A 20,938-nucleotide genomic window follows, 5' to 3' on the forward strand; every position below is an offset into this window, starting at 1 on the left:
CGGGCAGCGCTTGTCTAGCTTCTCCAAAGAGGCGGTCAGGCGCTTTCCGCCGTATCCAGTTTTTCCAGCGCCTTTTCCCAGAGTCCCTCGGCCTTGTGCAGCCCGTCCATGACCTCGGCGTATTTCTTGTTCCAGGTCTCCAGTTCACCCAGGCGACTGTCTTCGTAGAGCGAGGGATCGGCCAGCTTTTTCGCCAGCTTTTCGCGCATGTCCTCCAGCTTGCCGACGCGGTCCTCGCATTTGCGGACCTCGGCGCGCAGGTCGAGGATCTGGTCGCGCGAGGGGCGTTTGGGCTTTTCGACGGGCTTGGCCGGTTTCGCGGGCGCATCGCGCGACAAGAGCATGGCGCGATAGGCGTCGAGATCGTCCTCGTAGGGTTTCACCGTGCCGTCGCCCACCAGCCACAGCCGGTCGGCCACCATCGACAGGAGGTGCATGTCGTGGCTGACCAGGATCACCGCGCCGGAATAGGCGGTCAGCGCCTCGACCAGCGCCTCGCGCGATTCAATGTCGAGGTGGTTGGTCGGTTCGTCCAGGATCAGCAGGTGCGGCGCGTCGAGCGTTGCCAGGAGCAGCGACAGGCGCGCCTTCTGGCCGCCTGACAGCCGCCCGACCACTGTTTCCGCCTGCGCGGCCATCAGGCCGAAGCTGGCCAGTTGGGCGCGGAGTTTCGCCGGCGGCGTGCCGGGACGTTCCCGTTGCAGGTGCTGGATCGGCGTTTCGTCCAGATGCAGTTCATCCACTTGGTGCTGGGCAAAGTACCCGATGCGCAGCTTGGACGAGCGGCTCATGTGGCCGTCCATCAGCGGCAGGCGGTCGGAGAGGAGCTTCGACAGGGTCGATTTGCCCTGGCCGTTCTTGCCCAGGAGCGCGATCCGGTCGTCCTGGTCGATGCGCAGGTTCAGGCGGCTCAGCACCGGCTTGCCGTCATAGCCGGTCACGCCGCCCTCGATGTTGATGATCGGCGGCGAAAGCTCATCGGGCTGGGCAAAGGTGAAGACCCGCTTGGCGGCCTCCTCGGGCGCGGTGATCATGTCCATGCGCTCGATCATCTTGAGGCGGGACTGGGCCTGTTTCGCCTTCGAGGCCTTGGCACGGAAACGGTCGACGAAGCTTTGCAGGTGGGCGCGGCGCTGGTCCTGCTTTTTTGCCATCGCGGCGGCCTGGGCGCGTTTTTCGGCGCGCAGCTTGGCAAAGCCATCGTAGGGCGTGCCATAGTAGGTCAGCTTGCGGTCCTCGAGGTGCAGGATGCTGCCCACGGCGCGGTTCAGCAGACCCCGGTCGTGGGAAATCACGATGACCGTGTGCGGGTATCTTGCGAGGTAGGATTCGAGCCAGAGCGCGCCTTCGAGATCGAGGTAGTTCGTCGGTTCGTCGAGCAGCAGCAGGTCGGGCTGGGCGAACAGAACACCGGCCAGCGCCACGCGCATCCGCCAACCGCCCGAAAAGGCAGAGCAGGGCTGTTTCTGCTGCGCGTCGTCAAAGCCCAACCCGCGCAGGATGGTCGAGGCGCGGGCTTCGGCGCTCCATGCGTCGATGTCGGCCAGCCGGGTCTGCACCTCTGCGATGCGGTGCGCGTCGGTGGCGGTTTCCGCCTCGGCCATCAGGGCGGCGCGTTCTGTATCCGCTTCCAGCACCGTGTCGATCAGCGAGGTCTCGGACGAGGGGACCTCCTGGCTGACGCCGCCGATGCGGGCGCGCGAGGGCAGGGAGATTTCGCCGTTGTCGAGCGTCAGTTCCCCCCGGATCAGGCGAAAGAGCGTGGTCTTGCCCGCACCGTTCGGACCGACGAGGCCGACCTTGTGGCCCTCGGGGATGGTGGCGGAGGCGTCCTCGAAGAGCGGGCGGCCCTCGACGGAATAGGAGATGGAGTCGATCCTGAGCATGGCGGGGCTGTAGCAGAGGCTGCGGGAAGGGGCCAGAGCCCGTCTTGGGGAAGGCTGTGCAAGGCCGCTCTCCGCCTTGGCGACAGATCCATGACAGGGCTTTTCAAGATGCGGGGGGCGTGCTAGGCGCCAGCGCAGAATTCGGCCGGGCGAACCGGCCCCGAACCGCGAGGAAGACAGACATGGCCACCGAACGCACCCTTTCGATCATCAAACCCGACGCCACCAAGCGCAACCTGACCGGCAAGATCAACGCCAAGTTCGAAGATGCCGGCCTGCGCATCATCGCGCAGAAGCGCATCCAGCTGACCAAGGCGCAGGCCGGCCAGTTCTACGCCGTGCACGCCGAGCGTCCCTTCTACGACGAACTGTGCGAATTCATGGCCTCCGAGCCGGTTGTCGTTCAGGTTCTGGAAGGCGAAGGCGCCATCCTGAAGAACCGCGAAGTCATGGGCGCGACCAACCCCGCCGATGCGGCACCGGGCACCATCCGCGCCGAGTTCGCGGAATCCGTGGGTGAAAACTCGGTCCACGGCTCCGACGCGCCGGAAACCGCCAAGGAAGAGATCGCCTTCTTCTTCTCGGGTCTCGAACTGGTCGGCTAAGCCGTCATCGAGCTCTGAAATGCGATGCCGTCTCCGGGGCTCCGGGGGCGGCATTTTTTCGTTCGGATGTCGCGGGCGTTGCGGGATCAGCGGCGTTCGATCACGCCGATCTCGTTCAGGATGCGGTCGAGTGCGGTTTGCGGTGTGGCGGTCGTCTGTGCCTTGAGCGCGTCGAACTGGACGCGCAGGGCGTCCTTTTCCGCGCCCTTGCAGTCGTTCCAGGGGCGGCCCTGAAGGGCCATGTGCAGGACGTAGTAGCCGATGAAATGCGGACGTTCGCCAGAGATCAGCAGCTTGCGGTAGGCCTCATGCGCGCCGAGTGCGCGCAGGGTTTCGGCGTCGGGGATGCCCGCAGCGGTGCAGGCCCTTTCGAAGGCGGGGCCGAGATTGCGGATGGTGCTGATTGCCGTGCCGCTCATGTCAGCATGGGATTGACGGTGGCAAAGGGCAGGGCGTCGGCCAGCGGGTCGAACTGACCCTTGGTGAACATCGCCTGTCCGGCGTCGTGGATCGTGCGCCATGTCGCCCTTGCCAGCGCCGAGCCGAGCGAAAGGCGCGCCACGCCCAGGGCGGCGAACTCTGCGCGGGAGAATTGCGCGAAGGGGCCGGACACCAGCGCGTTGAAGGGCAGGCCGGTGGCCTTGACCAGCCGCCCGAGCGCCTCCATCGAGGGCGGACCGGGGACATAGACGGCGTCAGCGCCCGCGGCCTCGAAAGCCTGGATACGGCGCGTGGCCTCTGCCTCGTCATAGTGGCCGGTCAGGAGGCCGTCGGCGCGGGCCACCAACATGAAATCGCGGGGCAGGGCGCGTGCGGCGGATGCGGCGGCGCGGATGCGCTCTGCTGCAAGCGGCGCGTCATAGGGCGCGTCATCCGGCAGGGCCGTGTCCTCGATGCAGATGCCCGCAAGGCCGGCCTCGGCGGCAAGGCGCACGGTTTCGGCGCAGGTCTCTGGCGCCTCGCCAAAACCGTTCTCGAAATCGCCGGACACGGGGACATTGACAGCGGCCACGAGGTCCTGCGCGTGGGCCAGCGCCTCGTCCCGGGTAAGCGTGCCCATGTCCGGTCGTCCGAGGGTAAAGGCATGGGCGGCAGAGGAGGTGGCGATGGCCTGCGCCCCAAGGGCCACCAGCATCTTGGCCGAGCCCGCGTCCCAGGCATTCGCGAGAATGAAGGGATCTCCGGGGCGGTGCATCTGTCGGAAGCTGTCAGGCATGGGCGCGGGCCTTGGTTTCGGCAAAGCTGCACAGCGTGTGCAGCGCCTCTGCCAGTCGGTCATCGGCCACGGTCAGCGCCACGCGGACATGCCCGGCGGCGGACTTGCCGAAGCTTTCCCCCGGCATGACCGCGATGCGGTGATCGTCGAGCAGAGCCTCGGCAAAGTCGCGGCCCGAGAGACCCGTCGCACGGATGTCGAGCATGAGGTACATGGCGCCCTGCGCGGGGATGGCCTTGACCGTGTTCTGCCCCTCGATCACCGACAGGGCGAGGTCGCGGCGGCGGCGGAAGGGTTCGGCGATCTGTTGTTCGAGTCCGGCGCCCTGTTCCAGCGCAAAGAGCGCGCCGTCCTGGATGTAGCCGGGCACGCCGTAGGTGGTGGCGGTGGCAAGGTCGATCAGCCGGTCGATGGCCTCTGTCGGGCCGACGAGCCAGCCGGCGCGGGACCCCGTCATGGCGTGGCTTTTCGACATGGAGCCGACAATCAGCGTGCGGTCCAGCATGCCCGGAAGGCTGCGCGGGCTGACGTGGGCGCCTTGCCAGACCTGGGTGTCGTAGACCTCGTCCGAGATCAGCCAGAGGTCGTTGTCCGTGCAGGCCTGGGCGATCTCTTTGAGCGTTTCCTGGGGGTAGACCATGCCGGTGGGGTTGTTGGGTGTGTTGACCAGCAGGCTTTTGGCGTTTGTGTCGCGGGCGGCGGCCTGAATGGCTTCGCCGCGCGGCAGGAACGCGTCGGCGGCCCGCGTGGCAACGGGCACCGCGCGGCCCGAGGCGGCGCGGATCGTGCCGGGGTAGGTGGCGTAATAGGGGTCGATGTAGAGCGCGGCATCTCCGGGCGTCAGCACGGCCATGTGCGCCGCGAAGAGCGCCGCCTGCCCGCCGGGGGTGATGAGCACATTGTCGGGCGTGGTGGGCACGCCGGTGCGCTGGGTGATGCGGCTGGCCACCGCCTCGCGCAGGGCGGAGACGCCGGGGACCATCGCGTAACCCGTGTGGCCGCCGCGGGCGGCGTCATGAATCGCCTGCAGGATCGCGGGATCGGTGCCGATGTCATGTTCACCGATGGTCAGTTCGGTCACAGGCTCGCCCGCGGCGACGAGCGCGCGGGCGCGGTAGAACACCTCCCAGCCGTCGGAGCCGCCTTCGTTGAGCGTGGTGATACGGGAAGAGAGCTGGGGCATGTTGTTGTCCTTTCGTGGAAATGTCTTGCCAGAGCCGTCACGGCGCGGCAAGCCGCTTCTCCCGGCGTTAATTCCGGGTTCATAATCGTAAATGAAATCAATTATTTGCGCCCGCTCCCCCGATTGACCCAGCGCGCGGTCGACCGTATGGTTTCAGACATGCTGGACGAGGTACGGCAGGCGGCCCCCGGGGGAACCCCTTGGGGCCGTTTTTCGTGCCCTGCCACCCAGGAGGGGCAACCTACAGGCAAAAAAGGTGTCGAGCATGAGCAGTGCAGAGCAGAAACAAGAAGAACCGCGCATCGTCATCATCGCCAGCGAGCGGTGCGAGCGACTGCGCAGGCAGCGTGACCGGGCAACGGCCACGATCGCGGAGCTCGTCGATCAGATCGGCGAACTGCAGGACAGGGCGAAAAGAGGGGATATCGCGAAGAAGTCCGAGGCGAGCAGCGCCCTGGGCGAGTTGAGGTACTGGCTGCGCGCAGCCCGGGAAACGGAGTTGGAACTTGAAGAGATCATCCGAAAGGAAGAGGGAATCAGCGACGTCTACGGACTCGACCTCGAGGCGGCCCGACTTGCGGTCGGGTGCCGCCTGGATAGCCTCCGGGCCTGCTGTATTGAAGGACAGGTTCCTGGATGAAATGACCGAGGGGGAGCGCATGGCGCTCCCCTACCTGTTCGAGTTCTGGGCCCATGCGCACCAGTTGCCGCCCGAGGGAGACTGGCGCAGCTGGGTGATCCTGGGCGGGCGCGGCGCGGGCAAGACCCGCGCCGGGTCGGAATGGGTGCGGGCGCAGGTCGAGGGGGCCAAGCCGCTGGACAAGGGCCGGTGCAGGCGCATCGCGCTGATCGGCGAGACCTACGACCAGGCGCGCGAGGTGATGATCTATGGCGACAGCGGGATCATGAATTGCACGCCGCCGGACCGGAAACCGAAATACGTCTCGACCCGGCGGACGCTGGTCTGGCCGAACGGCGCCGAGGCGATGGTGTTTTCGGCACAGGACCCGGAGGCGCTGCGCGGGCCGCAGTTCGATGGCGCCTGGGCGGATGAATTCGCCAAGTGGAAGAAGGCACAGGATGTCTGGGACATGTTGCAGTTCGGGTTGCGGCTGGGCGAGGCGCCCCGGGTTTGCGTGACGACGACGCCGCGCAACGTGGGCGTGCTGAAGGCGTTGCTGGAGCTGCCCTCGACCGTATCGACCCACGCCCGGACCGAGGCCAACCAGGCGCACCTGGCCGAGACATTCCTGGAGGAAGTGCGGGCTCGGTACGAGGGGCAGTCGCTGGGCTTGCAGGAGTTGGACGGTGTGTTGCTGGACCAGGTGGATGGCGCGCTCTGGACGCGGGAGATGCTGGATGGCGCGCGCGCCGGGCGGCTGCCCGACATGGACCGGGTCGTGGTGGCGGTGGATCCGCCGGCGGGGGCCGGGGCGCGGGCCGATGCCTGCGGGATCGTCGTGGCCGGGCTGGTCGACAGCGACGACCCGCGCGCGCGGCGGGCCTATGTGCTGGAGGATGCCTCTGTCCAGGGATTGTCACCCGTCGGCTGGGCGACGACGGCCATCGAGGCGGCGGCCCGTTGGCAGGCCGACCGGGTGGTGGCCGAGGTCAACCAGGGCGGCGCGATGGTGGAGGCCACCTTGCGGCAGGTCGATCCCTTTGTCGCTTACAAGGCGGTGCATGCCTCGCAGGGGAAATCGCTGAGGGCCGAGCCGGTGGCGGCGCTGTACGAGCAGGGGCGAGTGAAGCACGCGGTCGGGCTGGCAGAGCTGGAGGCGCAGATGTGCATGATGACGCCGGAAGGCTACCTGGGGTCGGGCAGTCCGGACCGGGTGGATGCACTGGTCTGGGCGCTGAGCGAGCTGATGCTGGGTATTCGTCCGGTGAAACGCGCGCCGCAGGTGCGGGTGTTGTGACCCTGGCGGCGGGGCGAATCCTCCCTGTGGAGTGTGGCATGCGGATGCATTGATCCGCGTCCGGCGGAATTTGGGCCTGTCGGAGCGAGGGGCCAGCCCCTCGCGCTCCCCGGAGGTATTTTCCGCCCAAAGAAACATGGGGGCGGCGCCCATGTTGCGGTGTTGCGCATCGCCCGGACGGTGGTGTGACGCGGCCTTAAGGCGGTTTTCCTAGATTGCCTCAAGAGACGCGGAGGTGGGCAGCCTCCGGGCCAGTTCAGAAGACGGAACAGACCGGTAGCGCGCGGATCGGCGGTTCGCGCGGACGGGACGGGTGCGGGCCGCGGGGCGCGCCGCCCTGGGAAAAGGAGCGACTTGGCATGGTATTCGATTTTCTGCGGCGGGGCGGACAGGGTGACGAGGTGCAGGGCGCGCCCCAGGCCAAGGCCTCGGCGACGGGGCGCCTGGTGGCACATCTGAACGGGGGGCGCGTGGCCTGGAGCCCGCGCGATACCGTGTCGTTGACCAAGCAGGCCTTTACCGGCAACCCGGTGGGGTTTCGCGCGGTCAAGCTGATCGCCGAGGCGGCGGCGGCGCTGCCTCTGGTCCTGCAGGACAATGCGACGCGATTTGCCGAGCATCCGATCCTAAAGCTGGTGGCGGCACCGAATCCGGCCCAGGGGCGGGCCGAGCTGTTCGAGGCGCTCTATGGTCAGCTGCTGCTGTCCGGAGACGGCTATGTCGAGGCGGTGGCGGGCGAAAGCGGGCTGCCCTTTGAGCTGCACGTGTTGCGCAGCGACCGGATGAGCGTGGTGCCCGGTGCCGATGGCTGGCCGGTGGCCTATGAATACGCGGTTGGTGGGCGCAAGCACCGCTTTGGCGTGACGGGGCCGGTCTCACCGATCTGCCATGTGAAGGCCTTTCATCCGCAGGATGATCATTATGGCTTGTCACCCTTGCAGGCGGCGGCGCAGGCGGTGGATGTGCACAATGCGGCCTCGCGCTGGTCGAAGGGATTGCTGGACAATGCGGCGCGGCCCTCGGGTGCGATCGTCTGGACGGGATCGGACGGGCAGGGCCACCTGAGCCCGGAACAGTTCGAGCGCCTGCAATCCGAGATGGAGATGCACCACCAGGGCGCACGCAATGCCGGGCGGCCTATGCTTCTGGAAGGCGGACTGGACTGGAAGCCGATGGGTTTTTCGCCTTCGGACATGGAGTTCCAGAAGACCAAGGAGGCGGCGGCGCGCGAGATCGCCGTGGCCTTTGGCGTGCCGCCCATGATGCTGGGGATCCCAGGCGAGGCGACCTATGCCAACTACGCCGAGGCGCACCGGGCCTTCTATCGACAGACGGTGCTGCCGCTGGCGACCAAGGTTGCGGCAAGTGTCGGGCGCTGGCTGTCGTCCTGGAGCGGCGAGGACGTGGTCCTGGCGCCCGACCTGGACCAGGTGCCGGCGCTGGCGACCGAGCGCGATGCGCAGTGGAACCGGGTGGCGCAGGCCGATTTCCTGACCCGCGCCGAAAAGCGCCGGATGCTGGGCCTGCCCGCCGAGGCGGAGGAGGACATCAGTGACTGACCTGCGTTCGCGACACGAGGCTTTTGCCTGTGCGCCGGGATTGCGCCTGGAGGCGCATGAACGGGTGAGCAAGTTGCAGTTCGATGCGCTGACGGACCGTTTCGAACGGTTGGAGGCCCTGATCGAGCGGTTGGAGCGGCGGCTGTGGCTGACGGTCTACGGGGTAGCGGGGGCGATCCTTGCGGATCTGTTCCAGGGCTTTCTGAACGCGGCGCCCTGAGAGGCCGGACCGCGAACCTAGCAGAGGGATCGAGATGGAACTTGAGCATAAATTCTGCCGCTTCGACGCGGATGTGACCGTCGAGGGGCGTGACATCGAGGGCTATGCCTCATTGTTCGGCGCCTGCGACCAGGGCGGCGACGTGGTGGCCAGGGGGGCCTATGCACGGTCGCTGAAACGGCTGGCGGGCGAAGGGCGCGCGGTCAAGATGTTGTGGCAGCACGACCCGGCCCAGCCCATCGGTATCTGGCAGGAAGTGCGTGAGGATGAGCGCGGTCTCTACGTCAAGGGGCGCCTGCTGGACAGCGTTGAACGTGGCCGCGAGGCGGCGGCGCTGATCGAGGCGGGTGCCATCGACGGGTTGTCGATCGGCTATCGCACGCTGAAGGCCACGAAGAATGACAAGGGCCATCGGGTCCTGACGGAACTGGAGCTTTGGGAAGTGTCGCTGGTGACCTTTCCGATGTTGCCCAGTGCGCGGGTCGCGTCCAAGGGGGAGACCCCCGACGACATCGCCCTGCGCGATCTGGCGGAGGCCCTTGAGGGCATGCGCCGCAACCTGGCGGGCGGCTGACGCGCGTCACTCACGACACTGCCCTCGAGCAGCAGAGCGGCAGGGCAATCACGAAGGAACGAAGGATGAGCGACACCGGGACCAAGTCTCGGACCGGGGAAGATCTGTCTCCGGTCGCCCGGGTGAGTGCCGCGATGGCGGGACTGATCGGGGACTACAAGGCCCTGCAGGCCGACCTTGAAGAGAAGCTTCAGAAACAGGAAGAGCGACTGACCATGCTGGATCACAAGACCGCGAAAGCGAACCGTCCGGCGCTTTCGACCCGTACCGAGGTCGAGGCCCCCCACCTGAAGGCGTTCGACGCCTACCTGCGCACCGGCGACGACGATGCCCTGCGCGGCCTTGAGCTGGAAGGCAAGGCCATGTCCACCGCGATCAATTCGGACGGCGGGTTCCTGGTGGATCCCGACACCGCGCAGACCATCAAGTCCAAGCTGGACTCCAAGGTCTCGATCCGTGCGATTTCCAGCGTGGTGAATGTCGAGGCCTCGTCCTTTGACGTGCTGATCGACCAGAACGATACCGGCGCCGGCTGGGCCAACGAGACCTCGTCGACCGCCGAGACCGGGACCCCCACGATCGAGCGGATCTCGATCCCGCTCTACGAGCTGAACGCGATGCCCAAGGTGTCGCAACGCCTGCTGGACGACAGCGCCTTCGACGTTGAAAGCTGGCTGGCGGCGCGGATCGCAGACAAGTTCGTGCGGGCCGAGGCGGCAGCCTTCGTCAACGGCGACGGTATCGACAAGCCGACCGGCTTTCTGACCCATCCGACGGTCGAGAACGACAGCTGGACCTGGGGCAACCTGGGGTACAAGGCATCGGGGTCGGCGAGCGACCTGGGCAATGGTGATGTGCTGATCGACGTGACCTATGCACTGGATTCGCGCTATCGCGCCAATGCGAGCTTCGTGATGAACTCGAAGACCGCCGCGGCGATCCGCAAGCTCAAGGACAATGACGGGCGTCACCTGTGGAACGACGGGCTTGCTGCCGGTGAACCTGCCCGCCTGCTGGGCTACCCTGTCCTGATCGTCGAGGACATGCCCGATGTCGAGGCCGACGCTTACCCGATCGCCTTTGGTGACTTCGGGTCCGGCTATACCGTTGCCGAGCGTCCGGACCTGCGTGTGTTGCGCGACCCCTTCAGCGCCAAGCCGCACGTCCTGTTCTATGCCACCAAGCGCGTGGGCGGCGATGTGAGCGATTTCGCGGCCATCAAGCTGCTGCGCGTCGCGGTCAGCTGAGCCAGGCCATGAGATGGGGGGCGGGCCCTTGGGCCCGTCTCTCTGGGGCGCGCGCCTGTTCATGTTGTCCAGCTACCCCTCCGCCCGTGCAGCCTGGGCGGCGCGCGCCCAACCGCCTGGCGGACTAGGGATGGTCGAGGATTTCGGAGAAGAAGCATGATGTTGGTGGAAGAAACCCAGGTGCCGGAGGCGGCGCTTCCGATTGGTGCCTTGAAGGACCATCTGCTGCTGGGCAGCGGTTTTACCGAGAGCGATTTGCAGGATCCGGTTCTGGTCTCGTTCCTGCGTGCGGCCTTGGCCGCCATCGAAGGACGGACGAGCAAGGCGCTGATCAGCCGGGGTTTTCTGATGACGCTGGATCGCTGGGCATCCTGTGAGGGACAGCGGTTGCCGGTGGCGCCGGTACAGGCGGTCACGGAGGTGACAGTTGTCGATGCCTACGGTTCGGCAACCACCATCGATCCTGGTGCCTACCGGCTGCAGAAGGATGCCTTTGAGCCGAGGCTTCGGCCCGCCGGGACAAGTCTTCCGGGTGTTCCCACGGGCGGATCGGTGGAGATCCGTTTCGACGCGGGATACGGGGCGACGTTCGACGCAGTTCCGGCGGACCTGAGACAGGCGGTCCTGATGTTGGCAGCGCACTACTACGAGTATCGCAGCGATACGGCGCTGAGCCAGGGATGCATGCCCTTTGGCGTGACGAGCCTGATAGCCCGCTACCGCCCGGTACGCATGGGGCTGGGCGCATGAGCCGCAGGGTAAACAGGCGCTTGGTTCTGGAGGCGCCGCAGCGTGTCGGCGACGGAGCCGGTGGGTTCGAGGAAACCTGGACCGCGCTGGGCACGCTCTGGGCCGAGGTCAAGCCTCGGACCGGGCGGCTGGCCCGAGGCGAGACCGGTGAGATTTCCATCGGCGGGTTCAAGATCACGGTGCGTGGCGCACCGCAGGGGCATTCCGATCGTCCTGGGCCAGGACAACGATTCCGCATGGGCACGCGGCTGTTCCGGATCGAGTCGGTGACCGAGCAGGAGCCTTCGGGTCTCTACCTGATTTGCGAATGCCAGGAGGAGCTTTCGGCATGAGTTACGCGGTTGCGAGCGCCTTGCAGGCCTCTGTCTTTACCCGTCTTCAGGGAGACGCGGCGCTGAGTGCGCTGGTGGGGGCCGACATCTACGATGCGCTGCCCACGGGCAACTTGCCACCGATCTATGTCGCGCTGGGTCCTGAGACGGCGAGGGACGCGGGAGACCAAAGCGGGTCGGGAGCCTGGCACAGGTTCGTGGTGTCGGTGGTGACGTCCAAGTCGGGCTTTCAAACCGCCAAGGATGCAGCGGCAGCGATCAGCGATGCACTGCACGGTGCCGACCTGATGCTAGCCCGGGGCCGCTTGGTCGGCCTGTGGTTCGAGAAGGCAAAGGCCAAGCGCGAGAGCCGTGGCTTGCGGTGCATCGACCTGACCTTTCGCGCTCGGGTCGAGGACGGCGGTGCGCCGTGAAGGCGCTGCCGGGGATGAATGAAAACTTTTTGCAGGAGTGAAAGCAATGGCGGCACAGAACGGGAAAGACCTGCTGATCAAGGTCGACGTGAGCGGCACTTTCGAAACACTGGCGGGACTGCGCGCGACGCGCATCAGTTTCAACGCCGAGCAGGTGGATGTGACCACATTGGAAAGCACCGGGGGCTGGCGGGAACTGCTGGCGGGTGCCGGTGTCAAATCGGCCACTCTGAGCGGGTCGGGCGTGTTCAAGGATGGGGCCACGGACGAACGCGCGCGCCAGATCTTCTTTGACGGTGTAACACCGGCCTTCCAGGTCATCATCCCGGATTTCGGCACGGTCGAAGGCCCCTTCCAGGTGACGTCGATCGAGTATGCCGGGGCACATGACGGCGAGGCGACCTATGAACTGGCGCTGGCCTCGGCGGGCGCGCTCAGCTTCACGGCGGCGTAAGTCATGGGCAATCCATGGCGGGGGGACGTGGTGCTGGTCATCGAAGGCCAGAGCCACGTGATGCGGCTGACGTTGGGTGCGTTGGCGGAACTGGAAGCCGGGCTGGCAAGCGGATCGCTCGTCGACCTAGTGCAGCGTTTCGAAACGGGAGGGTTCAGCACGCGTGACGTGCTGGCGTTGATCGTGGCGGGCTTGCGCGGCGGGGGCTGGACCGGGCAGGCCTCGGATCTTCTGTCCGCAGACATCGAAGGAGGTCCGATGGTTGCGGCGCGCGCGGCGGCCGAGTTGTTGGCACGCGCCTTCATGCTGCCGGAGACCAGTGATGGCGGGGTTTGATTGGCCGACCCTCATGCGCGCGGGGATGAAGGGTCTTGGCCTCAAACCCTGGGAGTTCTGGGCGCTGACGCCCGCAGAGCTGCAACTGATGCTGGGCGAGGGAGACGGCACGAAACCAATGGGACGGACACGGTTGACGGAACTGATGTCGGCCTTTCCCGACGAAATGCGAGGTGACGGAACATGATCGAGGATCTTGAGGACCAGGTCGAAGCGCTGGAGACCTCTTTGGGAGGCGCCATCGGGATGGCGGCGCAATTTGATGCCGAATTGAAACGCATTCATGAGACCTTTTCCGCGACCGGCCGGGGCGCCACGAAGTTGGAAGCGACGTTGAGCCGGGGGGTGGCCAGGGCCATCGACGGGGTCGTTCTGGATGGCATGAAATTGTCCGACGCGCTCCGTACGGTCGCGCAATCCATGATCGACGCAGCCTGGAAGGCGGCCGTGACACCGGTCGCCAACCATGTCGGTGGGCTGTTGTCGTCTGCTGTATCGGGTGTGTTTGGCGGCTTTTCGCCCTTTGCCGACGGCGCAGGATTCTCGCAGGGCCGGGTGATGCCCTTTGCCAATGGCGGCGTTGTCGCCAGCCCGACCTATTTCCCGATGCGCGGCGGCACCGGGCTGATGGGCGAAGCAGGTCCTGAAGCGATCATGCCGCTGACCCGGGGCGCCGATGGCAAGCTAGGTGTGCGTGCCGAGGGTGGCGGCCAAGGGCCGGTGACGGTGGTCATGAATATTTCCACGCCGGATGTGGCGGGATTCCAGCGCAGCCAGAGTCAGATCGCAGCCCGCATGGGGCAGGCGCTGAGCCGTGGCGCGCGCAACCGCTGAGGGGGACGAAATGAGCTTTCACGAGGTGAGATTTCCGACTGACCTGAGCTTTGGCTCGGTCGGGGGACCGGAGCGACGCACGGATATCGTGACGCTGACGTCCGGCTATGAAGAGCGCAACACACCGTGGGCGCATTCCCGCAGACGCTACGACGCGGGGCTTGGCTTGCGGTCACTTGATGATCTGGCCGAACTGATCGCCTTTTTCGAAGCGCGGCAGGGGCAGCTATACGGGTTTCGCTGGAAGGATTGGGCGGATTTCAAATCCTGCGCGCCCTCTGCTGTGCCCGCGTCTTCTGACCAGGTGATCGGAACAGGTGATGGCGCGCGCGTCGGGTTTCAGTTGTCAAAGACGTACGCGTCAGGTGGCGCAAGCTATGTCCGGCCAGTGAACAAGCCCACAGCCGGGTCTGTCCTGGTCGAAGTCGACGGAATCCCGCTGACCGAAGGGACCGGGTTTTCCGTGGACATCGCCACGGGCATCGTGACCCTGCAAAGCGTGCCGGGTGTTGGTCAGGAGGTTCGGGCCGGGTTCGTCTTTGACGTTCCAGTGCGGTTCGATACGGACCGCATTCACGTCAGCGCGGGTTCTTTCAACGCGGGTCAGGTTCCTGATGTGCCTGTGGTGGAGGTTCGGGTCTGATGGGGGCGGAAGAGCTGCATGCACACCTGTCGGGTGGTTTGACGACAGTAGCCCGTGCCTGGTCCGTGACCCGCAAGGATGGCCAGCGTCTAGGGTTCACCGACCATGATCGGGACCTGGCTTTCGACGGGCTGGTGTTCAGGGCCGACAGTGGCATGTCGGCGAGGGCGCTTAGCCAGTCAACCGGACTGTCGGTTGACAATTCCGAGGCAATGGGCGCCTTGAGTGCCAGTGCCATCAGTGAACCGGATATTGCAGCAGGCCGCTATGACGGGGCCGAGGTCGTGGCTTGGCTGGTGAACTGGGCAGATGTCTCTGCGCGGCGGGTCATGTTCCGAGGGACCATCGGTGAAGTACGGCGCGGCGATGGTGCATTTCACGCCGAACTTCGCGGATTGACGGAAATGCTGAATCGTCCGGTTGGACGGGTGTATCAAAAGCCCTGCTCGGCAGTGCTGGGAGATGCCCAGTGTGGCTTTGACCTGTCGTCCGGCGGATACGTTCACTCAGGCCCGCTGATTGCCGTTGAGCAAGGCCGCGTGTTCCTGGCAGCGGACCTGTCCGGCTTTGCCATCGGGTGGTTCCAACGTGGCAAACTGGACGTGCTGACCGGTGAGGCCAAAGGGTTAGGGGGCGCGATCAAACGGGACCATCTGCGCAAGGATGGGTCCCGGGCGATAGAGCTTTGGGAGCCCTTGCGGGCGGTGCCACAGACCGGTGATCAGGTGCGCCTAACGGCGGGATGTGACCGACGCTTTGAAACCTGTCGCCTGAAGTTCGGAAACCACTTGAACTTCAGGGGGTTCCCCGATTTGCCCGAGGAAGACTGGATCACCGTTCATCCCAGCTATGCGAAACGACTGGACGGCGGAAGCCGCAGATGAACCGGGTTGTGGCGGCGGCACGAGGCTGGATCGGCACGCCCTATGTCCATCAGGCCTCTTGCAAGGGGGCGGGGTGCGATTGTCTGGGGTTGTTGCGAGGCGTCTGGCGCGAGGTGATCGGTGAAGAACCCGAAACCGTGCCCGCCTACAGCAAGGACTGGTCTGAACCCGAAGGTGAGGAACGCCTTTGGCGGGCCGGCCTTCGGCACATGGCGGTCAAGCGTCCCGATGATGTGGCCGTGGGCGATGTTCTTTTGTTCCGGATGCGCGACGGGGCGGTGGCCAAGCATCTCGGCCTACAAGCGCAGGTAGGACCGGGGGCAAGTTTCATCCACGCGTACAGCGGACATGGCGTGATTGAGAGCGCCCTGAGCGCGCCCTGGGCGCGGCGGGTCGTGGCCCGCTTTGCCCTTCCTTTGGAGATAGAGTGATGGCGACGATCCTTCTTTCCGCCGCGGGTGCGGCAATCGGCAGTTCCATTGGCGGCTCTGTCCTTGGCCTTTCGATGACAGCGGTTGGTCGATTCATCGGGGCCTCCATCGGTCGTTCCCTGGACCAGCGTCTGCTGGGGACCGGGTCAGAGGCGGTGGAGACTGGCAAGATCGACCGGTTTCGCCTGACCGGCGCCGGAGAGGGGGCGCCCATTGCGCAGGTCTATGGGCGTATGCGTGTTGGCGGACACGTGATCTGGGCGACCGAGTTCAAGGAGCGCGTCCGTGAATCCGGTGGTTCCGGAAAGGGGGCACCTCCCCAGCCCAAAATTCGGGAATTCAGCTACTCTGTGAGCCTGGCCCTGGCGCTCTGCGAAGGTCAGATCACCTCGGTCAACAGGGTCTGGGCGGATGGCGCCGAGATCGCCGTGGATGACCTGAACATGCGGGTTTACGCCGGGACACAGAGTCAGTTGCCTGATCCCAAGATCGAGGCGGTCGAGGGCACAGGGCAGGTGCCCGCTTATCGCGGCACGGCTTACGTGGTCATTGAGGACCTGCGGCTGGAACGCTTTGGCAACCGCGTTCCTCAATTCAGTTTCGAAGTCACGCGCCCGGATTTGTCGACGGGGGAGCTTCCCGATCTGGTTCGGGGCGTCGCCATGATCCCCGGCACTGGTGAATACGCCCTCGCCACCGATCCGATCTATATGCGGCATGCTGCGAGCGCGCAGGACAACCCGTTTGGTATTGGTGCGAAGGGCAAGGCCGTCGCCAATGTCAACTCGCCTTCCGAAGCGCCAGATTTCAACACATCACTCAAACAATTGGGCGACGAGGCACCGAATTGCGGAACGGCCTCACTGATCGTGAGTTGGTTCGGGGATGACTTGCGCTGCGGCAGTTGCACCATTCGCCCTAAGGTCGAGCAGACCGAGCATGAGGCAAAGTCCATGCCCTGGTCAGTCGCGGGGATAGATCGGAGCTTGGCAGAGATTGTGCCCCAAAGCGATGGGCGGCCGGTTTACGGAGGTACGCCGACCGATGCCTCCGTGATTCAGGCAATCCAAAAAATGCAGGCTGAGGGCCTCGGGGTCATGTACTATCCCTTTGTCCTGATGGATCAGATGCCCGGGAATGATCTGCCAGACCCCTGGACAGGGACGGTGGAACAGGCCCCTTTGCCCTGGCGTGGTCGGATCACGTTGAGTGCGGCGCCCGGACAACCTGGGTCTCCGGACGGGACTGCTACGGCCGATGCGGAGATTGCCGCCTTCTTTGGTACGGCTTCTGCCAGCGACTTCTCGGTGACTGGGGGGGCGGTTGCCTATTCCGGTCCGCAGGAATGGGGCTATCGACGCTTTATCCTGCACCAGGCGGCGCTTTGTGCGGCGGCCGGGGGGGTGGAAGCGTTCTGCATTGGCTCCGAGATGCGCGGTCTGACCCAGATCCGTGGCGCTACAGGATTTGCTGCGGTGGCCGCGCTGAAGGATCTTGCGTCCGAGTGCCGGGCCTTGCTGGGCTCTTCCACCATGATCGGCTACGCGGCGGATTGGACAGAGTATTTCGGGTATCAGCCGAATGATGGCTCTGGCGACCTCTACTTTCACCTGGACCCTCTCTGGTCCGATGCCGAGATAGATTTCGTCGGGATCGACAACTACATGCCACTTTCCGACTGGCGTAATGGACAAGAGCACGCGGACGCAGGGTGGGGAAGCATCTACAATCAGGACTATCTGCGCGCCAATATCGAGGGCGGTGAAGGGTACGATTGGTTCTATGCCTCCGAGGCAGACCAGGACGCGCAAGTGCGCACACCGATCAGCGACGAGGCGCATGGCGAACCCTGGGTCTGGCGCTACAAAGACCTTCGCAACTGGTGGAGCAATCCGCACCATGATCGAATTGCCGGCGTAAGGCAGCCCACTGCGACCGCCTGGCAGTCGGAATCCAAACCGATCTGGTTCACGGAACTGGGGTGTGCGGCAATCGACAAGGGGACGAACCAACCCAACAAGTTTTTCGACCCGAAATCCTCGGAATCAAACCTGCCGCATTATTCCAACGGTTTGCGGGACGATGCGATCCAACAGCAATACCTGAAGGCACAACTTGGCTATTGGGGGGAGGCCGGGAACAACCCCGTGTCGTCCGTCTATGGCGGGCAGATGCTGGATCTTGAGCGCTGTTTCGTTTGGGCCTGGGATGCGCGGCCCTATCCCTGGTTTCCGGCGGATGAGAAACTTTGGTCGGACGGGCCGAACTATCGGCGAGGGCATTGGCTGAACGGGCGACTGTCCATTCGCAGCCTTGCCTCAGTCGTGCGCGAAATCTGTTCCCGAGTGGGCTTGACGGATTTGGATACAAGCGACTTGCACGGGGTGGTGCGCGGCTATGTCGTGTCCGAGGTCAGTGATGCAAGACGGGCGCTGCAGCCGTTGATGCTGGCGCATGGGTTCGATGCCATAGAGAGGGACGGGAGGCTTGTCTTTCGGATGCGTCGGGGGCTGGGGCCGGTGGACATTCCGCGCGACGTGCTTGCGGTCAGTGACGAGATCGAGGGCGATCTGGTAGAAACGCGTGCAAGTGAGGCCGAAATGGCCGGGCGCGTGCGCGTCCATTTCGTCCTGGCGGATGCGGACCACCAGGTTGCGGCGGAAGAGGCCGTGCTGCCGGATGAGGCCATGCATGCGGTTTCGGAAACCGACATGCCGCTTGCCCTGACACGCGGCGAGGGGCGGCAGACGGCGGAACGCTGGCTGGCAGAGGCGAGGGTCTCACGAGACACTCTGCGCTTTGCCTTGCCTCCGTCGAAACTTGCGCTGGGCGCGGGTGACATCGTTCGATTGCCCTCAGACCGTGGTCCAACCCTGGCGCGGATCGACAAGGTCGAGATCATGGAGCACCAGATCGTAGATGCCGTCCGGATCGAGCCAGACGTATTCCTGCCGTCGGACATGCCCGAGGAACCGCCCCAGGTCCGACCGTTCACGCCCGCCGTCCCGGTGACGCCGGTGTTCCTGGATTTGCCCCTTATCAGCGGGGATGAAGTGCCGCATGCGCCGCACCTTGCGCTGAGCGCGACACCCTGGCCGGGCAGCGTCGCTGTATATGATGCCGCGCAAGACGCGGATTATGGGCTGAACGGCATCGTGGCCGCGCGGTCGGTAATCGGTCTGACCGAAACTGACCTGCCATCGGCTCGGGCAGGAGTGAGCGACAACGGGGCGCCGCTTGAAGTGCGGTTGGCCAGCGGAGGCTTGCAATCGATCAGTGATGCGGCCCTTCTTGGGGGCGGCAACCTGATGGCCATTGGCGACGGGGCACCCGGAAACTGGGAGTTGTTTCAGTTCCGGGATGCCGAGTTGATCTCCGAAGGGCGTTGGAGCCTGTCACACCGTCTGCGCGGACAGGTGGGGAGTGACGGTGTGATGCCAACGTCTTGGCCCGCAGGTTCCTGGGTAGTCCTTCTCGATGGTACCCCGTCACAGATCGCACTCAAGTCCCTGCACAGGGGGCTGGAACGCCATTACCGGATCGGACCGGCCAGTCAGACCTATGACCATCCGTCCTACGAACATCGTGTGCATGTCTTCGAGGGAAATGGCCTGCGGCCCTACAGACCCGTGCATTTGAACGCGGAACTAGCGAACGGCGACCTGTCTGTCCGCTGGATCCGGCGCACTCGGATCGACGGAGATGGATGGGACCGCGCAGAGGTGCCCTTGGGCGAGGACAGCGAGGCTTACCAGGTGCGGGTGCGCCAGGGAGAGACGGTACTTCGGGACGTGACCGTCAACACCTCGGAATGGGCCTACGCGGCGTCAGAGATGGCCGTGGACGGCGCAAGCGGCACCATCACGTTATGCGTGGCCCAGGTTTCCGAACGGTATGGCGCCGGCCCATTTGCGGAACTGCAGGTGACGGTGTGAAACCGGTTCTGCCAGGGGATGTGATTGCGGCGGCACGGGCCTTGTTGCCCGTGCCTCCCGATATGCGTTCAGAGCTGGCCCGCCGGCTTATAGACGAAGCATGTGCTGCCGACCTGCATTGCCAACGGACGGGGCGTGCGCATGTGCGCTGGGGCAACGGGACGCTCTCGGCGGCTGCACATGGGTGCGAAATGGGGCGGGAGACCTGTTTCGAAGACCCCGACTTTCTGGACTGCCAGGTGAAGATGCTCGACGCCCTGCGCGCCTTCTATCAGCCCGAGGCGCAGGAGATACAGCGCATCGCGGTCGGATCCAGTTCGAGGCGCTTGATGGCGATCTCTTCGCCGCAATCCTCGCAGTAGCCAAAGGCTCCGTCTTCGATGCGTGCCAGTGCCGCGACCAAAGCGCGGCGCTGGGCGTCACGGCGTGCCTGCGTTGCCTTGGCCATCGACTGGTTCAATAGTGCATCCTGACGCGACAGACGTCCTACCGCCTGCTGATCCAGTTCCACCGTCGATTGTCCGTCGCGGCCCAGGGCGTCTTCTTCGTCCAGGGCGGCCAGCCGGTCCCGGATCATGGTCTGGAAACGGCGTGTCGCGGACTCATCCATATCGAAGATTTCCCCTATCACGGAATTGCGTTTCGATCAGGCAAGCCTATCTGATAGGGTCACGGCGTCAAAGGAGGACAGGCATGGCTGAAACGCGCGCACATCTGGCGGAGCTGGACCCGGTCTGGGCCCGCATTCGAAGCGAGGCCGAACAGGCCGTGATCGACGAGCCGCTGCTTGGCGGTTTGGTGCATTACTCAATCCTTCACCATCCCACGCTGGACAGGGCCCTGAGCTACCGGATCTCGCTGAAGCTCGCCAATCCCGAGATGTCCGAACAGATCCTGCGGGAGATCTGTGACGAGGCCTATGGCGAGGCGCCGGAGTTGGCGCTGTCCGCCCGGGCGGATATCGCGGCCACGTATGAACGTGACCCGGCCTGCCACCGATTCCTGCAGCCGCTGCTGTTCTTCAAGGGGTTCCAGGCGGTCCAGGCCTACCGCGTGGCGCATTGGCTCTGGTCCCAGGGACGCCGTGACCTGGCCTATTTCTTCCAGATGCGCAGCTCCGAGGTCTTCGGGATCGATATTCACCCGGCTGCGCGCATCGGCAAGGGCATCATGATCGACCATGCCCACTCCATCGTCATCGGTGAGACGGCTGTGGTGGGCGACAACGTCTCGATGCTGCATTCGGTGACGCTGGGCGGGACCGGCAAGGAAGAAGAGGACCGCCATCCCAAGATTGGCGACGGTGTCCTGATCGGTGCGGGCGCCAAGGTACTGGGCAATATCCGCGTGGGCGACTGCTCGCGGATCGCGGCGGGGTCCGTGGTTCTGAAAGAAGTGCCGCGCTGCTCGACCGTGGCAGGTGTGCCGGCCAAGGTCGTGGGCGAGGCGGGTTGCGATCAGCCCTCGATCAGCATGGACCAGTTGCTGCGCGGCAGCTGAGACCTTTTTTTGGATTC

25 protein-coding genes are annotated in these 20,938 nt (G+C 65.1%); 20 read left to right on the forward strand and 5 right to left on the reverse strand.

Annotated features, from left to right (window positions below; all coding sequences use genetic code 11):
* Positions 1–35 precede the first annotated feature (35 nt).
* Positions 36–1,886 (reverse strand): ABC-F family ATP-binding cassette domain-containing protein, encoded by a 1,851-nt coding sequence (locus tag BLQ71_RS04255; protein WP_074620827.1) that lies wholly within the window; start codon positions 1,884–1,886, stop codon positions 36–38.
* Positions 1,887–2,068: 182 nt separating this feature from the next.
* Here BLQ71_RS04255 and ndk point away from each other — a divergent pair, with 182 nt between their 5' ends.
* Positions 2,069–2,491, forward strand: coding sequence for a nucleoside-diphosphate kinase (gene ndk / locus BLQ71_RS04260; RefSeq protein ID WP_043143476.1), 423 nt, complete (start codon positions 2,069–2,071; stop codon positions 2,489–2,491).
* A gap of 86 nt (positions 2,492–2,577) precedes the next feature.
* On the opposite strand, the gene BLQ71_RS04265 is transcribed toward ndk, so the two are convergent.
* Genes BLQ71_RS04265 through BLQ71_RS04275 form a run of 3 tightly spaced genes read right to left on the reverse strand, consistent with a single transcriptional unit; the run spans position 2,578 to position 4,890 of the window.
* Complete coding sequence (locus tag BLQ71_RS04265; protein WP_074620828.1) at positions 2,578–2,910, reverse strand: TfoX/Sxy family protein; 333 nt, start codon at positions 2,908–2,910, stop codon at positions 2,578–2,580.
* Positions 2,907–3,707, reverse strand: coding sequence for an isocitrate lyase/PEP mutase family protein (locus tag BLQ71_RS04270; protein ID WP_074620829.1), 801 nt, complete (start codon positions 3,705–3,707; stop codon positions 2,907–2,909). The genes BLQ71_RS04265 and BLQ71_RS04270 overlap by 4 nt, the downstream gene beginning before the upstream one ends.
* On the reverse strand, positions 3,700–4,890 hold the full coding sequence (locus BLQ71_RS04275) for a pyridoxal phosphate-dependent aminotransferase (protein ID WP_074620830.1): 1,191 nt from the start codon (positions 4,888–4,890) through the stop codon (positions 3,700–3,702). The genes BLQ71_RS04270 and BLQ71_RS04275 overlap by 8 nt, the downstream gene beginning before the upstream one ends.
* Before the next feature lie 265 nt (positions 4,891–5,155).
* Here BLQ71_RS04275 and BLQ71_RS04280 point away from each other — a divergent pair, with 265 nt between their 5' ends.
* The 18 genes from BLQ71_RS04280 to BLQ71_RS27135 all read left to right on the forward strand — a co-directional run bounded on the left by BLQ71_RS04280 (position 5,156) and on the right by BLQ71_RS27135 (position 19,783).
* Positions 5,156–5,530, forward strand: coding sequence for a hypothetical protein (locus tag BLQ71_RS04280; protein ID WP_074620831.1), 375 nt, complete (start codon positions 5,156–5,158; stop codon positions 5,528–5,530).
* A 19-nt stretch (positions 5,531–5,549) separates the two neighbouring features.
* Positions 5,550–6,809: a DNA-packaging protein gene (locus tag BLQ71_RS04285; RefSeq protein ID WP_229754808.1), complete on the forward strand. Its 1,260-nt coding sequence runs from the start codon at positions 5,550–5,552 to the stop codon at positions 6,807–6,809.
* A gap of 359 nt (positions 6,810–7,168) precedes the next feature.
* Positions 7,169–8,368, forward strand: a complete 1,200-nt coding sequence (locus tag BLQ71_RS04290; RefSeq protein ID WP_074620833.1) for a phage portal protein — start codon at positions 7,169–7,171, stop codon at positions 8,366–8,368.
* Positions 8,361–8,588 (forward strand): GTA head formation protein, RCAP_rcc01685 family, encoded by a 228-nt coding sequence (locus BLQ71_RS04295; protein ID WP_082024671.1) that lies wholly within the window; start codon positions 8,361–8,363, stop codon positions 8,586–8,588. The genes BLQ71_RS04290 and BLQ71_RS04295 overlap by 8 nt, the downstream gene beginning before the upstream one ends.
* A gap of 34 nt (positions 8,589–8,622) precedes the next feature.
* Positions 8,623–9,162: an HK97 family phage prohead protease gene (locus BLQ71_RS04300; RefSeq protein WP_043143490.1), complete on the forward strand. Its 540-nt coding sequence runs from the start codon at positions 8,623–8,625 to the stop codon at positions 9,160–9,162.
* Positions 9,163–9,227: 65 nt separating this feature from the next.
* The gene (locus BLQ71_RS04305) at positions 9,228–10,409 is read left to right on the forward strand and encodes a phage major capsid protein (RefSeq protein WP_074620834.1); all 1,182 of its coding nucleotides are present in this window, start codon (positions 9,228–9,230) and stop codon (positions 10,407–10,409) included.
* 156 nt (positions 10,410–10,565) lie between these two features.
* Positions 10,566–11,159, forward strand: a complete 594-nt coding sequence (locus BLQ71_RS04310) for a head-tail connector protein (RefSeq protein WP_074620835.1) — start codon at positions 10,566–10,568, stop codon at positions 11,157–11,159.
* Positions 11,156–11,491, forward strand: coding sequence for a head-tail adaptor protein (locus BLQ71_RS04315; RefSeq protein ID WP_043143497.1), 336 nt, complete (start codon positions 11,156–11,158; stop codon positions 11,489–11,491). Before BLQ71_RS04310 ends, BLQ71_RS04315 begins: the two co-directional genes overlap by 4 nt.
* On the forward strand, positions 11,488–11,904 hold the full coding sequence (locus tag BLQ71_RS04320; RefSeq protein ID WP_074620836.1) for a DUF3168 domain-containing protein: 417 nt from the start codon (positions 11,488–11,490) through the stop codon (positions 11,902–11,904). The genes BLQ71_RS04315 and BLQ71_RS04320 overlap by 4 nt, the downstream gene beginning before the upstream one ends.
* 46 nt (positions 11,905–11,950) lie before the next feature.
* Entirely contained in the window at positions 11,951–12,358 is a 408-nt protein-coding gene (locus BLQ71_RS04325; protein ID WP_074620837.1) for a phage major tail protein, TP901-1 family, read from the forward strand.
* Positions 12,359–12,361: 3 nt separating this feature from the next.
* Entirely contained in the window at positions 12,362–12,694 is a 333-nt protein-coding gene (locus BLQ71_RS04330; protein ID WP_074620838.1) for a gene transfer agent family protein, read from the forward strand.
* Positions 12,681–12,881, forward strand: a complete 201-nt coding sequence (locus BLQ71_RS04335; protein WP_074620839.1) for a rcc01693 family protein — start codon at positions 12,681–12,683, stop codon at positions 12,879–12,881. Before BLQ71_RS04330 ends, BLQ71_RS04335 begins: the two co-directional genes overlap by 14 nt.
* On the forward strand, positions 12,878–13,528 hold the full coding sequence (locus tag BLQ71_RS04340; RefSeq protein WP_074620840.1) for an RcGTA-type gene transfer agent tail tape measure protein: 651 nt from the start codon (positions 12,878–12,880) through the stop codon (positions 13,526–13,528). Before BLQ71_RS04335 ends, BLQ71_RS04340 begins: the two co-directional genes overlap by 4 nt.
* Positions 13,529–13,538: 10 nt before the next feature.
* Entirely contained in the window at positions 13,539–14,171 is a 633-nt protein-coding gene (locus BLQ71_RS04345) for a DUF2460 domain-containing protein (protein ID WP_074620841.1), read from the forward strand.
* Positions 14,171–15,055, forward strand: a complete 885-nt coding sequence (locus BLQ71_RS04350) for a phage/gene transfer agent baseplate hub protein (protein WP_074620842.1) — start codon at positions 14,171–14,173, stop codon at positions 15,053–15,055. Before BLQ71_RS04345 ends, BLQ71_RS04350 begins: the two co-directional genes overlap by 1 nt.
* On the forward strand, positions 15,052–15,486 hold the full coding sequence (locus tag BLQ71_RS04355; protein WP_043143510.1) for an NlpC/P60 family protein: 435 nt from the start codon (positions 15,052–15,054) through the stop codon (positions 15,484–15,486). The genes BLQ71_RS04350 and BLQ71_RS04355 overlap by 4 nt, the downstream gene beginning before the upstream one ends.
* Positions 15,486–19,421: a baseplate multidomain protein megatron gene (locus tag BLQ71_RS04360; protein ID WP_074620843.1), complete on the forward strand. Its 3,936-nt coding sequence runs from the start codon at positions 15,486–15,488 to the stop codon at positions 19,419–19,421. The genes BLQ71_RS04355 and BLQ71_RS04360 overlap by 1 nt, the downstream gene beginning before the upstream one ends.
* Positions 19,355–19,783 carry a DUF7742 family protein gene (locus tag BLQ71_RS27135; RefSeq protein WP_437438244.1) on the forward strand — a complete coding sequence of 143 codons (429 nt, stop codon included), beginning with the start codon at positions 19,355–19,357 and terminating at the stop codon, positions 19,781–19,783. The genes BLQ71_RS04360 and BLQ71_RS27135 overlap by 67 nt, the downstream gene beginning before the upstream one ends.
* Here BLQ71_RS27135 and BLQ71_RS04365 read toward each other — a convergent pair.
* Complete coding sequence (locus BLQ71_RS04365) at positions 19,693–20,031, reverse strand: TraR/DksA family transcriptional regulator (RefSeq protein WP_074620844.1); 339 nt, start codon at positions 20,029–20,031, stop codon at positions 19,693–19,695. The genes BLQ71_RS27135 and BLQ71_RS04365 overlap by 91 nt on opposite strands.
* An 83-nt stretch (positions 20,032–20,114) precedes the next feature.
* Between BLQ71_RS04365 and cysE the strand changes: the two genes are divergently transcribed.
* Complete coding sequence (gene cysE / locus BLQ71_RS04370; RefSeq protein WP_074620845.1) at positions 20,115–20,921, forward strand: serine O-acetyltransferase; 807 nt, start codon at positions 20,115–20,117, stop codon at positions 20,919–20,921.
* The last annotated feature ends 17 nt before the right edge of the window (positions 20,922–20,938 follow it).

The organism is Antarctobacter albus (genome assembly GCF_900101505.1).
GTDB lineage: Bacteria > Pseudomonadota > Alphaproteobacteria > Rhodobacterales > Rhodobacteraceae > Antarctobacter > Antarctobacter albus.

Bases quoted from the DNA above. Each gene is read 5' to 3' on its own strand.
- BLQ71_RS04255 (WP_074620827.1), bottom strand. From the start codon at position 1,886: ATGCTCAGGATCGACTCCATCTCCTATTCCGTCGAGGGCCGCCCGCTC.
- ndk (WP_043143476.1), top strand. From the start codon at position 2,069: ATGGCCACCGAACGCACCCTTTCGATCATCAAACCCGACGCCACCAAG.
- BLQ71_RS04265 (WP_074620828.1), bottom strand. From the start codon at position 2,910: ATGAGCGGCACGGCAATCAGCACCATCCGCAATCTCGGCCCCGCCTTC.
- BLQ71_RS04270 (WP_074620829.1), bottom strand. From the start codon at position 3,707: ATGCCTGACAGCTTCCGACAGATGCACCGCCCCGGAGATCCCTTCATT.
- BLQ71_RS04275 (WP_074620830.1), bottom strand. From the start codon at position 4,890: ATGCCCCAGCTCTCTTCCCGTATCACCACGCTCAACGAAGGCGGCTCC.
- BLQ71_RS04280 (WP_074620831.1), top strand. From the start codon at position 5,156: ATGAGCAGTGCAGAGCAGAAACAAGAAGAACCGCGCATCGTCATCATC.
- BLQ71_RS04285 (WP_229754808.1), top strand. From the start codon at position 5,550: ATGGCGCTCCCCTACCTGTTCGAGTTCTGGGCCCATGCGCACCAGTTG.
- BLQ71_RS04290 (WP_074620833.1), top strand. From the start codon at position 7,169: ATGGTATTCGATTTTCTGCGGCGGGGCGGACAGGGTGACGAGGTGCAG.
- BLQ71_RS04300 (WP_043143490.1), top strand. From the start codon at position 8,623: ATGGAACTTGAGCATAAATTCTGCCGCTTCGACGCGGATGTGACCGTC.
- BLQ71_RS04305 (WP_074620834.1), top strand. From the start codon at position 9,228: ATGAGCGACACCGGGACCAAGTCTCGGACCGGGGAAGATCTGTCTCCG.
- BLQ71_RS04310 (WP_074620835.1), top strand. From the start codon at position 10,566: ATGATGTTGGTGGAAGAAACCCAGGTGCCGGAGGCGGCGCTTCCGATT.
- BLQ71_RS04315 (WP_043143497.1), top strand. From the start codon at position 11,156: ATGAGCCGCAGGGTAAACAGGCGCTTGGTTCTGGAGGCGCCGCAGCGT.
- BLQ71_RS04320 (WP_074620836.1), top strand. From the start codon at position 11,488: ATGAGTTACGCGGTTGCGAGCGCCTTGCAGGCCTCTGTCTTTACCCGT.
- BLQ71_RS04325 (WP_074620837.1), top strand. From the start codon at position 11,951: ATGGCGGCACAGAACGGGAAAGACCTGCTGATCAAGGTCGACGTGAGC.
- BLQ71_RS04330 (WP_074620838.1), top strand. From the start codon at position 12,362: ATGGGCAATCCATGGCGGGGGGACGTGGTGCTGGTCATCGAAGGCCAG.
- BLQ71_RS04335 (WP_074620839.1), top strand. From the start codon at position 12,681: ATGGCGGGGTTTGATTGGCCGACCCTCATGCGCGCGGGGATGAAGGGT.
- BLQ71_RS04340 (WP_074620840.1), top strand. From the start codon at position 12,878: ATGATCGAGGATCTTGAGGACCAGGTCGAAGCGCTGGAGACCTCTTTG.
- BLQ71_RS04345 (WP_074620841.1), top strand. From the start codon at position 13,539: ATGAGCTTTCACGAGGTGAGATTTCCGACTGACCTGAGCTTTGGCTCG.
- BLQ71_RS04350 (WP_074620842.1), top strand. From the start codon at position 14,171: ATGGGGGCGGAAGAGCTGCATGCACACCTGTCGGGTGGTTTGACGACA.
- BLQ71_RS04355 (WP_043143510.1), top strand. From the start codon at position 15,052: ATGAACCGGGTTGTGGCGGCGGCACGAGGCTGGATCGGCACGCCCTAT.
- BLQ71_RS04360 (WP_074620843.1), top strand. From the start codon at position 15,486: ATGGCGACGATCCTTCTTTCCGCCGCGGGTGCGGCAATCGGCAGTTCC.
- BLQ71_RS27135 (WP_437438244.1), top strand. From the start codon at position 19,355: ATGCGTGGCCCAGGTTTCCGAACGGTATGGCGCCGGCCCATTTGCGGA.
- BLQ71_RS04365 (WP_074620844.1), bottom strand. From the start codon at position 20,031: ATGGATGAGTCCGCGACACGCCGTTTCCAGACCATGATCCGGGACCGG.
- cysE (WP_074620845.1), top strand. From the start codon at position 20,115: ATGGCTGAAACGCGCGCACATCTGGCGGAGCTGGACCCGGTCTGGGCC.